16 protein-coding genes are annotated in these 13,326 nt (G+C 67.7%); 11 read left to right on the top strand and 5 right to left on the bottom strand.

From position 1 onward, the window contains the following. The coding region (locus H261_RS21155) for an electron transfer flavoprotein subunit beta/FixA family protein (RefSeq protein WP_008621769.1) at positions 1-309 on the bottom strand (309 nt) is incomplete at its 3' end. 96 nt (positions 310-405) lie between these two features. Continuing rightward, positions 406-972, bottom strand: a complete 567-nt coding sequence (locus tag H261_RS21150) for a cob(I)yrinic acid a,c-diamide adenosyltransferase (RefSeq protein ID WP_008621768.1) — start codon at positions 970-972, stop codon at positions 406-408. Positions 973-1,074: 102 nt separating this feature from the next. Here H261_RS21150 and lptG point away from each other — a divergent pair, with 102 nt between their 5' ends. From lptG to H261_RS21130, 4 genes are all read left to right on the top strand, one after another. Next, positions 1,075-2,178, top strand: a complete 1,104-nt coding sequence (gene lptG, locus H261_RS21145) for an LPS export ABC transporter permease LptG (protein WP_008621767.1) — start codon at positions 1,075-1,077, stop codon at positions 2,176-2,178. Beyond that, complete coding sequence (locus H261_RS21140; RefSeq protein ID WP_008621766.1) at positions 2,178-2,900, top strand: phosphatase PAP2 family protein; 723 nt, start codon at positions 2,178-2,180, stop codon at positions 2,898-2,900. The genes lptG and H261_RS21140 overlap by 1 nt, the downstream gene beginning before the upstream one ends. A gap of 127 nt (positions 2,901-3,027) precedes the next feature. Next, complete coding sequence (locus H261_RS26665; protein ID WP_040477118.1) at positions 3,028-3,630, top strand: cold-shock protein; 603 nt, start codon at positions 3,028-3,030, stop codon at positions 3,628-3,630. 308 nt (positions 3,631-3,938) lie between these two features. Continuing rightward, a complete protein-coding gene (locus tag H261_RS21130; RefSeq protein ID WP_008621764.1) occupies positions 3,939-4,142 on the top strand; it encodes a hypothetical protein in 204 nt (67 codons plus the stop codon). Between the two features lie 57 nt (positions 4,143-4,199). Here H261_RS21130 and H261_RS21125 read toward each other — a convergent pair whose 3' ends face one another. Beyond that, positions 4,200-5,030: an SDR family oxidoreductase gene (locus H261_RS21125; protein ID WP_008621763.1), complete on the bottom strand. Its 831-nt coding sequence runs from the start codon at positions 5,028-5,030 to the stop codon at positions 4,200-4,202. Between the two features lie 47 nt (positions 5,031-5,077). Here H261_RS21125 and H261_RS21120 point away from each other — a divergent pair, with 47 nt between their 5' ends. Continuing rightward, positions 5,078-5,830, top strand: coding sequence for a tetratricopeptide repeat protein (locus tag H261_RS21120; RefSeq protein WP_008621761.1), 753 nt, complete (start codon positions 5,078-5,080; stop codon positions 5,828-5,830). A gap of 174 nt (positions 5,831-6,004) precedes the next feature. On the opposite strand, the gene H261_RS21115 is transcribed toward H261_RS21120, so the two are convergent. Beyond that, the gene (locus H261_RS21115) at positions 6,005-6,268 is read right to left on the bottom strand and encodes a BolA family protein (RefSeq protein WP_008621759.1); all 264 of its coding nucleotides are present in this window, start codon (positions 6,266-6,268) and stop codon (positions 6,005-6,007) included. A 144-nt stretch (positions 6,269-6,412) separates the two neighbouring features. Here H261_RS21115 and H261_RS21110 point away from each other — a divergent pair, with 144 nt between their 5' ends. The 4 genes from H261_RS21110 to H261_RS21095 are packed head-to-tail and all read left to right on the top strand — an operon-like array spanning position 6,413 to position 11,563. Continuing rightward, positions 6,413-6,997: a J domain-containing protein gene (locus H261_RS21110; protein ID WP_008621753.1), complete on the top strand. Its 585-nt coding sequence runs from the start codon at positions 6,413-6,415 to the stop codon at positions 6,995-6,997. Between the two features lie 20 nt (positions 6,998-7,017). Next, positions 7,018-8,019: a cobaltochelatase subunit CobS gene (cobS, locus tag H261_RS21105; RefSeq protein WP_008621751.1), complete on the top strand. Its 1,002-nt coding sequence runs from the start codon at positions 7,018-7,020 to the stop codon at positions 8,017-8,019. A gap of 8 nt (positions 8,020-8,027) precedes the next feature. After that, on the top strand, positions 8,028-9,917 hold the full coding sequence (cobT, locus tag H261_RS21100; RefSeq protein WP_008621750.1) for a cobaltochelatase subunit CobT: 1,890 nt from the start codon (positions 8,028-8,030) through the stop codon (positions 9,915-9,917). A gap of 2 nt (positions 9,918-9,919) precedes the next feature. Then, positions 9,920-11,563 (top strand): sensor histidine kinase, encoded by a 1,644-nt coding sequence (locus H261_RS21095; RefSeq protein WP_152427033.1) that lies wholly within the window; start codon positions 9,920-9,922, stop codon positions 11,561-11,563. A 27-nt stretch (positions 11,564-11,590) separates the two neighbouring features. Here H261_RS21095 and mog read toward each other — a convergent pair whose 3' ends face one another. Then, positions 11,591-12,130, bottom strand: coding sequence for a molybdopterin adenylyltransferase (gene mog / locus H261_RS21090; protein ID WP_008621747.1), 540 nt, complete (start codon positions 12,128-12,130; stop codon positions 11,591-11,593). Between the two features lie 70 nt (positions 12,131-12,200). On the opposite strand from mog, the gene H261_RS21085 reads away from it, so the two are divergent. Beyond that, positions 12,201-12,530: a YbjQ family protein gene (locus H261_RS21085; RefSeq protein ID WP_456095272.1), complete on the top strand. Its 330-nt coding sequence runs from the start codon at positions 12,201-12,203 to the stop codon at positions 12,528-12,530. A gap of 109 nt (positions 12,531-12,639) precedes the next feature. Further along, the coding region (locus tag H261_RS21080) for an extensin family protein (RefSeq protein WP_235063005.1) at positions 12,640-13,326 on the top strand (687 nt) is incomplete at its 3' end.

Below are 13,326 nucleotides of genomic sequence, written 5' to 3'. Positions count from 1 at the left end.
GGCCTTCAGGACCTTGGCGACGCCCAGCGGCTGGACCTCGTCGTCGCTGGAAACCAGGATGCCGCGGTCGGCCCCCATGGCCAGCGCCGTGCGCAGCGTCTCGCCCGCCGCCGCCGGGCCCACCGACACCACCACCACCTCGGTGGCTTTGCCCGCTTCCTTGAGGCGGACCGCCTCCTCCACCGCGATCTCGTCGAACGGATTCATGGAGAACTTGACGTTCTGTGTCTCGACGCCGGAACCATCCGACTTCACCCGAATCTTCACGTTGTAGTCGATCACCCGCTTGATCGCGACCAGGACTTTCATTTGTCTTTCAATCCTCTAATCCGGGGTGCGAATAAATCGGCATCGCCGGGCGGAATTTGCTATTGCATCGCACAATATGACGGGAGGTCAGGGTTGTCAACGCGCACCCCCCGGCACCCACAGCACGTCGGCGGCCCCATTGCCGTTGCCGGCGCGGGCCAGGACGAACAGCAGGTCCGACAGGCGGTTGGCGTAGATGATCGCCGCCGGATTGACCGCTTCCGCCTCGGCCAGGGCGACCATCAGGCGCTCGGCCCGGCGCACCACGGTGCGGGCGTGATGCAGGTGGGCGGCCAGCGGCGAACCGGCGGGCAGGATGAATGAGGTGAGCGGCGCCAGTTTCTCGTTGGCGGCGTCGATCTCGGCCTCCAGGCGGTCGACCTGGGACTGGACGATGCGCAGGCGCGAGCCGGGCGCCTCGTCGGCGCTCGCCGGGGTGCACAGATCGGCGCCCAGGTCGAACAGGTCGTTCTGCAGCCTTTCCAGGGCCGTCATCATCTCCGGCCCGGCATGCAGGCGGGCCAGCCCGATCACCGCGTTGGCCTCGTCCACGGTGCCGTAGGCTTCGACCCTGAGATCGTGCTTGCCCACCCGGCTGCCGTCGCCCAGTGAAGTCTTGCCCTTATCGCCCGAGCGGGTATAGATGCGCGTCAGCGTGACCATCGCCTGCGTGTCCTCCGGTTGTCTGCCGAAAAGGTTTATGACACGGGGATGGGCGAAACCTCTATACTCGGCTTTCACCGGATTGCGGCGAACTCGGACATCATGCGTCTTTCCCCCATCATGAGCGGCTATATCGGGCGGCAATTCGCCAGCGCCTTCGCCACGGTGCTGCTGGTGATCCTGGGGATCATCCTGCTGTTCGACGTCATCGAGCTGATCCGCCGCGCCGCCGCCCGCCCGGAACTGGGCATCACGCCGATCCTGCTGATGGCCTTCTTCAAGCTGCCGCAGATGCTGCACACCGTGCTGCCCTTCGCGGTGATGATCGGCTCCATGGTGTGTTTCTGGCGGCTGACCCGCACCCACGAACTGGTGGTGGCCCGCGCCGCCGGCATCTCGGTCTGGCAGTTCATCGCGCCGGTCCTGGCCGTGGCCGGGATTTTCGGGATATTCGAGATCACCGCCTTCAACCCCATGGCGGCGGCCATGTACGGCCGCTACGAGCGGCTGCAGGACGAATTGCTGTCCAACAAGCCGAGCGCCTTCGACCTGTCCGAGGGCGGGCTGTGGCTGCGCGAGCCCCACAACGACGGCGAGATGGTGGTCTATTCCGAATCCGTGCGCCAGGAAGGGCTGGTCCTGCACATCCGCGACGCGCATTTCTTCCTCTACGACCGGCCCGACCACTTCCACCAGCGCATCGCGGCGGAATCGGCCTCGCTGGTGGACGGCACCTTCGAGGTACGGCGCGCCTGGGTGATGGAAGGCGGCAAGCCCTCGGCCTTCAAGGACGAGATGCGCATCCCCACCCAGCTGACGCTCGACCGCATCCACGACAATTTCGCCGCGCCGGAAACCCTGTCCTTCTGGCAGCTGCCCGGCTTCATCCGCTTCTTCGAGCGGGCCGGCTTCACCGCCAACAAGCACCGCCTGTACCTGCAGTCGCTGCTGGCCTCGCCGGTGCTCTATTGCGGCATGGTGCTGATGGCGGCGGTGTTCTCCCTGCGGCCCAACACCCGCTCGGGCGGCCTGCTGGCCCGCATCGGCGCCGGGGTGGCCGCCGGCTTCGCCGTCTACTTCTTCTCCAAGGTGGTCTACGCGCTGGGCCTGTCGGCCACCCTGCCGCAGGCCCTGGCGGCGTGGACGCCGGCCCTGTTCGCCGGACTGATCGGCCTGTCCGGACTGTTCCATCTCGAGGACGGCTGATGCCCGCCGCCATCGTCCGCAATCCCTGGACCTGGGCGATCCTCGCCCTGGCGCCCCTGGTCCTGTTCCCCGGCATCGACATGGCCGCCTCGGCGCTGTTCTTCGACGCGGCGAGCCGCAGCTTTCCCTTCCGCATCCACCCCGTGGGCGAGTTCGCCCGCAAGATCCTGCCCGGCTTCCTGTTCGCCGCCGCCGGGCTGGTCGCCCTGGCCGGCGCCGCTGCGTTCTTCCGCAAGCGGCCGGTGGCCGGAATCTCGCCGCGCATGGCGCTGCTGGTGGTGGCCTCGCTGGCCCTGGGTCCCGGTCTGGTGGTCAACCTCATCCTCAAGGATAATTGGGGGCGGGCGCGGCCCTCGACCATCGCCGCATTCAACGCCGGCCACCAGCCCGACCGCCAGTTCAGCCGGCCGCTGGTCCTGTCCGACCAGTGCGACGACAATTGCTCGTTCCCCTCGGGCCACGCGGCGCTGGGATTCTGGACGGTAGCGCTGGCCCTGATCGCCCCCGCCCGCCGCCGCCGTGCCGCCATGGCCGCCGCCATCGGCTTCGGCATGGCCATGGGAGTGGTCCGCATCGCCCAAGGCGGGCATTTTCTTTCCGACGTCGCCTTTTCCGGAGTCATCGTCGTCGGCCTGACCATGGGGTTGTACCGGCTGATTCTCCCTCCAGACCGCAGTGCAGCACAAAAAAATAGTTATCAGGGGCCCCGGGACGCCCCGTAACCCCCTATGCGGAGGGGCAAATCTCAGGTAATGATATAGGTTCAGGCTGACCTAGGCGCGCATGAGCCGGGCAGAGTGCCCTCGCGTGGGTGCGGGGGATTTTGTTTACTTACGACGAGAATGACACATGGCATGGAACCGAGATAATCATGGCAGGGGCGAGCGCGGTCGCGGTCGTCGGGATGACTTTGGCGAGCCGGCCTTCGACCCGCGTCCTTCGCGGCCGATGGCGCCCAGCTCCTTCGACCGTCAGATGGTCAGTCAGGCGAACGTCAGCGCCACTGTGAAGTGGTTCAATGCCTCCAAGGGCTTCGGCTTCGTCGCCCCGTCCGATGGCAGCCCTGACGCCTTCCTGCACATTTCCGCGCTCGAGCGCGCCGGCCTGACCCAGGTCGCCGAAGGCGCCACCCTGGTGGTCGACCTTGGCGCCGGTCAGCGCGGCCCGCAGGTGGTGATGGTCCATGAAGTGGACAGCACCACCGCCACCCCGCGCGCCCCGCGCCGGGAAGAGCGTGGCCCGACCGAGACCGTGGAAGGCGTGGTCAAGTTCTTCTCCGCCGAGAAGGGCTTCGGCTTCGTCGCCTGCGACGAGGGCGGCAAGGACGTGTTCGTGCACGTGAAGGCGCTGGAGCGCTCCGGGATCAAGACCCTTGAATCCGGTCAGCGCGTCCGCGTCACCACCACCCTGGGGCTCAAGGGTCCGCAGGCGGATACGGTCGCGATCCTCTAGGTCGTGAAACCAGGCCCTCCCCATACGGAGGGCCTGGTAACGATCTCGAGGAATTTTGCTTGACCCGAATCCGGCATTCTGGTACCACAATGCTCATTACTGCTTTGTCTCCCTGAGATTAGGCGGGACACGGTGATGAGCCGGGTCCCGCCACTTTTTTGCCCACCTCTCCTTCCCAGGCCGCGACTGGGGATCATTCCCCACCAGCGAATGCTGCATTGCACAAAATCCTATCGCATTTTGCCGCCGATTCGGTGCAGACTGTGGATCAGGGGATGCCTGCCAAGGATTTGGGCTGAGGAACTGGAATGCTGGGACCCGCGGAACTTCGCGAAATCTACGACTGCCTCAAGGGCATGGGCCTCGAACCGGTGCGCATCGCCGACGGCCGCAGCCCGTACCTCAATCCCGCCTTCGCCGCCGGCATGGCGGTGACCAAGGCCATGCGCGGCAAGCCGCCGGCCAAGATCGCCGCCGAGCCCCAAGCCGCCGAAGCACCCGCGCAGGAATAGCGGGTCCGCCCCGCCTTCCCAGCCATCGGGGACGGGGACGGAATCACGGGACGGATATCACAGGCAGCTTGTCAGCCCCTCGCGGTAGGTGGGGTATTTCAGCCGGACGCCAAGCTCCTGCTTCATCCTGCCGTTACGGACCCGCTTGTTGTCGGCGTAGAAGCTGAGCGCCATGGGCGACAGCGTCTGGCGGGCCTGATCCCACGGAATTTCCGGCGGCGGCTCCACCCCCAGCAAGGCGCAGGCATGGGCGATGACCTCCTGGGGCGGGGCCGCGTCGTCGTCGCACAGATTGTAGACGGCGCCGGGACGGGGCCGGGCCAGCGAGGCGGCGACCGCCCCGGCGATGTCCTCCACATGGATGCGGCTGAACACCTGGCCGGGCTTGACCACCCTTCGCGCCTGCCCCGCCCGCACCGTGTCCACCGCCGAGCGCCCGGGGCCGTAGATGCCGGCCAGCCGGAAAACATGCGCCCCCAGGCCGCGCCAGCGCGTCTCCGCCGCCAGCCGGCGGCGCGAGCGCTCCAGGGTGGGATCGGGCGGAGTTTCCTCGTCCACCCAGGCGCCGCCGTGGTCGCCGTAGATTCCCGTGGTGGAGAGATAGCCGATCCAGGCGGGCGACGCCGTGGCGATGGCGTCTTGCATGAGATCGAGGACCGGGTCGCCGCCGTCGTCGGGCGGCACCGAGGACAGGACGGCGTCCATGCCCTCCAGGCAGCCGGCCGGCAGCGGATGGTCGCGGTCGAAGGACAGGGCCCGGATTCCGGGGCAATCCACCGCCTCGCCCGAGCGGGTGGTGCCGGTCACCTCCCAGCCCTCCGCCGCCAGAAGCCGGGCGATCACCCGGCCCGAAAAGCCCAGACCGAACAGGAAGAAACGCCCCGCCATCAATCTCTCCCTTGCGTCGGCCCGCCGATTGGTGACACTACCGCTCCATGAGACTGCGCGCCATCCCCCTGCTGCTGCCGCTGATGCTGTGGCTGCCCGCCCCGGCTCCGGCCGATACCATCGACCCCAGGATGGAGTACCGCACCTGCCTGACCCTGGCCCGCGCCAAGCCCGAGGAGGGCTGGGAGGAGGCCATCGCCTGGCACTCCCTGGGCGGCGGCGAGCCGGCGCGGCATTGCGCCGCCGTGGCGCTGATCGGGCTGGGCAAGTACGAGGAGGCGGCCAAGCGGCTGGAGGCCCTGGCGGGCATCAGCCGGCGCGAGGAAATCCTGCGGGCCGAGATGCTGGCCCAGGCCGGGCAGGCCTGGCTGCTGGCCGGCAAGCCCCAGCAGGCCCTGGCCGCCCAGGACACCGCGCTGAAACTGGTCCCGGGCCATCCCGAACTGATGCTGGACAAGGCGGTGACCCTGGCCTCGGTCAGCCATTACGCCGAAGTGGCCGAATTGCTGACCACCCTGCTCCGGGTCCAGCCCAACCGGGTCGAGGCCATGGTGCTGCGCGCCGTCGCCTACCGCTACCTGGACAAGCTGGAACCGGCCAAGGAGGACCTGGCCCGCGCCCTGGTGCTCGACCCGGGCTTTCCCGACGCCCTGCTGGAGCGCGGCATGATCCGCCGCCTGGAGGACAACAGCGCCGGAGCCCGCGAGGACTGGATGAAGGCCATCGCCGCCGCCCCGGAAAGCCCCGCCGCCGACACCGCCCGGCGGAACCTGGAGATGATGGACGTCAAGGTGAGGTAGGCTCGACAAGCCAAGGGACGCGGGACGCATCCAACCCGCCCCCCCTCTGGAAGGGCCTGTCATCCCGACGCCCAGGGCGGAGGGATCTCCGTCCGGGCGGTTGCTTCCAAGTCGGAAAAGCCGTTCCAGGACGAGATCCCTCGCATGCGCTCGGGATGACACGACGGCTGGTTGTTACAGCCGCCGCCCCTCCTCGTCCCTGGTCAGGGTGGTCAGGGCCAGGGCGTGGACGCGGCCGGCCAGTTCCTCGGCCAGCAGGGCGTTGACCATGCGGTGACGCTCCACCCGGCTCTTGCCGGCGAAGGCCTCGGAGACGATCTCCAGGCGAAAATGGCTTTCCCCTTGCGGATTGTGCCCGGCATGCCCGGCGTGGCGGTGGGACTCGTCGATGATGTCCAGGCGCGACGGCGCCAGCCCGTCTTCGAGTTTCTTGCGCATCACCGGTGTCACTTGCATGTCTCTCGCTCTCTCGTCCATTGGAACCCTCCCCAATTGGGGCCATGCGGCCCCGCCGTCAAGAGGCCGTTCGGCCAATGCGCATTTTCCGCTCCCGCCTTGCCTTGGGACTGACGAGCCTCCATTATGACCGGTGCCATGAAAGCGACCAACGCCCGCAGATCCTGGCGGCCGGCCTTCGGCCCCTCTCCGGCGCAACCGGCTGTCCGCCGTTGCGACCATCCCGGCTGCGCGCTGGAAGCCGAGCACCGCGCCCCCCAGGCCCGCGACCGGCTGACCGATTACTACTGGTTCTGCCTGGACCATGTGCGCCAGTACAATTCCGCCTGGAACTACTACGCCGGCATGGGCGCCGAGGAGATCGAGGCCGAACTGCGCAAGGACACCACCTGGCAGCGCCCCACCTGGCCGCTGGGCATCCAGGGCGCCAAGCGCAAGTTCGCCTACACCGTCCACGACCCTTTCGAGGTGTTCGAGGATGCCGCCACCGAGGAGGCGCGGCCCAAGGCCCGCGCCGCCACCCCCGAGGAAGAGGCCATGACCGTCCTCGACCTCGTCCCGCCGCTCACCTACGACGCGCTAAAGGCCCGCTACAAGGAGCTGGTCAAGCAGCACCATCCCGACGCCAACAACGGCGACAAGGATGCCGAGGAGCGGTTCAAGCGCATCAACCACGCCTACAACACCTTAAAGCTCAGCCTGACCCTTTAGCAGCCCCCTAGGACGAGAGTATGACCTCCAAGACCCAGAGCCCGCTTGCCTCCGACCATCCCCTCGCCACGCCCGATACCGAAGTTTCCGCCCGCGAGATGTTCGGCATCGACATCGACATGAAGGTTCCCGCCTTCTCGGTGGGCAGCGAGCACGTCCCCGACGTGGACCCCGCCTACCGCTTCGACCCCGACACCACCAAGGCGATCCTGGCGGGCTTCGCCTATAACCGCCGCGTCATGGTCCAGGGCTATCACGGCACCGGTAAGTCCACCCATATCGAGCAGGTGGCGGCACGCCTCAACTGGCCGTGCATCCGCGTCAACCTGGACAGCCATGTCAGCCGCATCGACCTGATCGGCAAGGACGCTATCGTGGTCAAGGACGGCAAGCAGATCACCGAGTTCCGCGAAGGCATGCTGCCCTGGGCCTTGCAGCACCCCTGCGCCCTGGTGTTCGACGAATACGATGCCGGCCGCCCCGACGTGATGTTCGTGATCCAGCGCGTGCTGGAGGTGGAGGGCCGCCTCACCCTGCTCGACCAGAACCGGGTGATCCGGCCGCACGCCGCCTTCCGCCTGTTCGCCACCGCCAACACCGTCGGCCTGGGCGACACCACCGGCCTCTATCACGGCACCCAGCAGATCAACCAGGGCCAGATGGACCGCTGGAACATCGTCGCCACCCTGAACTATCTGGCCCATGACGACGAATGTTCCATCGTGGTGGCCAAGCTGAAGGATTACGACACCCCGGAAGGCCGCGACATGGTGTCCAAGATGGTCATGCTGGCCGACCTCACCCGGTCAGGCTTCATGAACGGCGACATCTCGACGGTGATGAGCCCGCGCACGGTGATCACCTGGGCCGAGAACACCCGCATCTTCGGCGACCATTCCTACGCCTTCCGCGTCACCTTCCTCAACAAATGCGACGAGGTGGAGCGGCCGATCCTGGCCGAGTACTACCAGCGCTGCTTCGGCACGGACCTGCCCGAAGGGCCGGCCCGCATGCTGGCCTAGGAGCGATCTTGCAGCAGAATCCCACGGCCAAGGACGGCAGCAAGGGCGAAAGCGCCGGCGACACCATCCGCCGCACTACCGCCGCCACGCTGAAGGCCATGTCCGGCCATGTGGACCTGGATGTCGGCTACGCCGCCGGCAACGGCAGCGTGCGCGGCACCGAGATCCGGTTGCCGGCGCCGCCGCGCACCATCCTGGCCTCGGACCTGGCCCGCCTGCGCGGCACCGCCGATGCCATCGCGCTCAGGCTGCGCTATCACGACGACGCGGTGCATGTGCGGCGCATGCCGCAACTGCCCGACGCGCGCAAGATCTACGACATGGTCGAGCAGGCCCGGGTCGAGGCCCTGGGCGCCCGCCTGATGCCCGGTGCGGCCGCCAACATCGCCGAGGTGCTGGAGGTCAAGGCCCGCGCCGAGGGGCTGGACCGCGCCGTGCGGCGCGAGCAGGTGCCGCTGGCCGACGCCATGCGCCTGATCGCCCGCGAGATCTTCGCCGGGCTGGAACCGCCGCCCTCGGCCCGCACCGCCGTCGATCTGTGGCGCGACGAGATCAAGGCCAAGGCCGGTCCGACGCTCGACACCCTGAAGGACCTGCTGCGCGACCAGGAGGCCTTCGCCAAGGGTCTGCACAAGCTGTTGAGCGACCTGGATTTCGGCATCGACCACCCGTCGGAATCCGAGGAATCGGAGAATTCCGAGCAGAACGGCCAGGAGCAGGACGCCCAGGGCGCCGGCCAGGAAAAGGAAGGCGAACAGGAGGGGCAGGGGCCGCAGCAGGAGGGCGACACCCAGGCGCCCGGCTCGAGCGAAGGCAGCGGCGAGGACGAGGGCAGCGATTCCGGCGAGGAGATGATGCTGACCGGGTCGGGCACCGAGGAGCCGGGCGGCCCCTCCAAGCAGCGCCAGGAGCAATTGTCCAATTCCGCCGCCTTCCATGAGCGGCCCTACCGGCCCTACACCACCCAATACGACCAGATCGTCACCGCCGAGGAATTGTGCGAGCAGGAAGAACTGAACCGCCTGCGCCGCCAGTTAGACCAGCAATTGTCCCACCTGCAGGGCGTGGTCGCCAAACTGGCCAACCGGCTGCAACGCAAGCTGATGGCGCAGCAGACCCGCAGTTGGGATTTCGACCTGGAGGAAGGCATCCTCGATACCGGGCGGCTGGCCCGCATCGTCGCCAACCCCACCCATTCCCTGTCCTTCAAGATCGAGAAGGACACCAATTTCCGCGATACCGTAGTCAGCCTGCTGATCGACAATTCCGGCTCCATGCGCGGCCGGCCCATCACCGTGGCGGCCATGAGCGCCGATCTTCTGGCCCGCACCCTGGAACGCTGCGGCGTCAAGGTCGAGGTGCTGGGCTTCACCACGCGGGCCTGGAAGGGCGGCTCGTCGCGCGAGAAATGGCAGGCCGAGGGCAAGCCGGCCAATCCCGGACGCCTCAACGATCTGCGCCATATCGTCTACAAGGCGGCCGACGCCCCCTGGCGCCGGGTGCGGCGCAATCTCGGCCTGATGCTGCGGGAAGGCATCCTCAAGGAGAACATCGACGGCGAGGCGCTGCTGTGGGCTCATGACCGCCTGATCGGCCGGTCGGAGCAGCGGCGCATCCTGATGGTCATCTCGGACGGCGCCCCGGTGGACGATTCCACCCTGTCGGCCAATCCCGGCAACACCCTGGAAAAGCACCTGCGCGACGTCATCACCTATATCGAGAACCGCTCGCCGGTGGAACTGGTGGCCATCGGCATCGGCCACGACGTCACCCGCTATTACCGCCGCGCCGTCACCATCATGGACGCCGAGGAACTGGGCGGCACCATGATGCGCCAGCTGACCTCCCTGTTCGACGACGAGGACGAGGCCCCGGGCGGGCGCCGCCGGGCGGGATGACCATGAACGGCGGCAGCGTGGAGATCGCCCAGCCCAGCCGCCCGGACAAGGAGTCCGAAACCGCCCGGCCCACCCGGCTGCCGCGTCCCAGACTGCTGCTGGCCCTGATCACCGCCATCGCGGTGCTGGGCGGCATGGCCGGCCTGGGAACGCTCACCTGGTTCGACCACCAGGCGACCTTGAGCGAATGGAACGCCAATCTCCGCCTGTCGGCCCGGCTGGTGGAATCCCACGCCCGCGCCGCCCACAGCGCCGCCCACGCCAATTTGGGCATGGTCGTCGGCCGCGTCGCCAGCCGGCCCCTGGCCGCCCTCAAGGATTCCCGCAAGGACCGGGAATGGCTGGATTCCGTCCTGGCCGAGCTGCCCTACGCCATCGCCATCGCCATCCACGACGAACGTGGCGATCCGATCCTGGCCGCCGACCGCCTGGGCCTGTTCGTGGCCAATGCCGCCCACCGCGACCATTTCGCCCTGCCGCTGGCCCAGCCGGGCCGTACGGTGATGAGCGCCGTGGTAACCGGGCGCGGCGATCAGGGGCGGGTGGTGATCTTCAGCCGGGCCATCCAGGACGAGTCCGGCCGCACGCGGGGCGTGGCGGAAATCGCCATCAAGACCGACTATTTCATCGATTTCTACCGCGACATGCAGCCCGAACCGGGCTCGATCTTCCTGGTCTCGCGCCTGGATGGCGGCATGGTGGCGCGCTATCCCATGCCGGACGCCACCTTCACCCGCTTCGACACCGCCAAGGCGCCGTTCACCCAGTTCGCCAAGGGCCCGTCGGGGGTCTACCGCTCGACCTCGGTGGTGGACGGCGTCGAGCGGCTGGTGGCCTACCGCAACCTTCCCGACCTGGAGATGGTGGTCACCTCGGGCATGCCCACCGAGGTGGTGTTCCGCGAATGGAGCGTGCGCACCCGGCGCAACGTGCTGCTGTTCGTCGCCGCCATGGCGCTGCTGCTGACCCTGGCCGCCATCACCGGCGAGAGCCTGCGGCACGAGGCGCGGCTGCTGGCCACCGGCGAGCGCCGCACCCGCGAACTGACCACCGCCCTGGCGGAAAAGGACGTGCTGTTCCAGGAAGTCCACCACCGGGTGAAGAACAACCTGCAGGTCATCTCCAGCCTGCTGACCATGCAATCGCTGCACGTCACCGACGAGAAGGTCAAGGCGACGCTGAAGGACGCCCTGGACCGCATCCATTCCATGGGCCTGGTGCACCAGACCCTCTACGAGCGCAACCTGGCGTCCAACGTGGATCTCGGCACCTATTTCGGCAAGCTGGCCGAGGCGCTGGCCGGGTCCTATTCCACCACCCCCGGCGGCGTCACCGTCGAGGTGGAGGTGGAGGGCACCCTGGACCTGGAACGGGCCGTGCCGTTGGGCATGCTGGCCAACGAAGTGCTGTCCAACGCGTTGAAGCACGCCTTCTCGGACGGACGGCGCGGCACCATCTGGGTCACCCTGGTGCGCGAGGCGGGCGAGTGGCACTTCACGGTGCGCGACAACGGCGTCGGCATGCCCGACAAGCCGGGACGCGGCATCGGCATCGGCCTGATCCGCGCCCTGTCCCGCCAGCTGGGCGGCCGCTCCCACATCTTCGTCGACGAGGGAACCGTGGTGTCGGTGACCTTCCCGGCTTAAGTCAGCCGCCAGGACGAGCCCGCCCCCCTACTTGGCCTTGGGCCGGAAGGCCTTGCACACCGCCGGGTCGGTGTCGATGAAGGGACCGCCGATCAAATCGATGCAATAGGGCACCGCCGGCATCACCGCGTTCAGGCAATCGGCGATGGCCGAGGGCTTGCCCGGCAGGTTGATGATCAGGCTGTTGCCCCGGATGCCCGCCGTCTGGCGCGACAGGATGGCGGTGGGCACCACCTTCAGGCTTTCGCTGCGCATCAGTTCGCCGAAGCCCGGCATCATCTTGTCGCACACCGCAAGAGTGGCCTCGGGCGTCACGTCGCGTGGCGCCGGGCCGGTGCCGCCGGTGGTGACGATCAGGGCGCAGCCCTCCACGTCGGCCAATTCCTTCAGCGTCGCCTCGATCACCGCCTGCTCGTCCTCGATCACCCGTGCCACAGCCCGCCACGGGGTGGACAGGAAGCGGGTCATCTCGGCGATGATGGCCGGGCCGCCCTTGTCCTCGTAGATGCCCCGGCTGGCGCGGTCCGAGATGGTGACGACCCCGACGGGGACGGGCTGATCGGTCATGGCGTCTTTCTCCTGGAAAAGGAAGACGGAGTGTGATGACCTCAATGGGCCGGGTCAAGAGCACGAGGGCATGATGATGATCACCACCACCACCGATTCCATCGAGGACAAGCGCATCACCGCCTATCTCGGCATCGTCTGCGGCGAAGCGGTGATGGGCACCAATATCTTCCGCGACATGCTGGCCAGCGTGCGCGACATCGTCGGCGGCCGCTCGGGCGCCTACGAGACGGTGCTGCGCGAAGCCAAGGAGGCCGCCCTGGCCGACATGCGGGAACAGGCCGCCCAGCTGGGCGCCGACGCGGTGGTGGCCGTCGACCTGGACTACAACACGGTGGCGGGCGACGGCAAGACCATGCTGATCGTCTCGGCCAACGGCACGGCGGTGAAACTCGGTTAACGATACGTTAACAATCACAACGGGTTCCACGGCGTCCTTGAGATATTCCGTGACTTTTCCGCCATAATTGCGCTAGATGATTGGATTCCAGCGCTGCGGAACCGCGACCGTGTCTCATCGTCTTGTCTTCGCCGTTCTGACCTTGGCCCTGCTGGGCGCCTGCGCCGCGCCGCCGCCGCGCATTGTCGCGCCGCCCCCCATTCTCGACCCCGATTCCGCCTGCCTGCGGGATCTGCGCGACCAGCGCGTGACCTTCGAGCCCCAGGCGGCCTTCGGCAATCCCGGCTCGTGCTCCATCGCCAATCCGGTCAAGGTGACCGCCGATTCCCAGACGGCGTGGAACCGCCCCGGCGTGATGTCGTGCTCCATGGCGCGCACCGTCGAGCGTTTCGAGACCCAGGTGGTCCAGGCCGCGGCAGGACGCATCTTCGGGCAGAAGGTGGCCCGGCTCCACCACATGGGCACCTATGATTGCCGCAACCGCCGCACCGAGACCACGGTCGCCTCGTCGGGGGAGGGCCGCAGCCGCGGCGGCCGCCTGTCGGAGCACGGCAAGGGCCAGGCCATCGACATCGGCGGCTTCGAACTGGCCGACGGCACCATGATCTCGGTGAAGAAGGACTGGCGCGGCGCCGGCAAGAAGAGCGAGTTCCTGCAGGCGGTGGCCCGGGCCTCGTGCGAGCACTTCAACGTGGTGCTGACCCCCAACCACAACAAACTGCACGCCGACCACCTGCACCTGGACATCCGGCCCGCACCGGCTTTGCGGAATGTAAAGGATCGGGGATGCGCGAAG

This window comes from Paramagnetospirillum caucaseum, from assembly GCF_000342045.1.
GTDB classification, from domain to species: domain Bacteria; phylum Pseudomonadota; class Alphaproteobacteria; order Rhodospirillales; family Magnetospirillaceae; genus Phaeospirillum; species Phaeospirillum caucaseum.
Note: the sequence above shows the minus strand (reverse complement) of the source record. Positions and strands in the feature narration are given on the sequence as shown.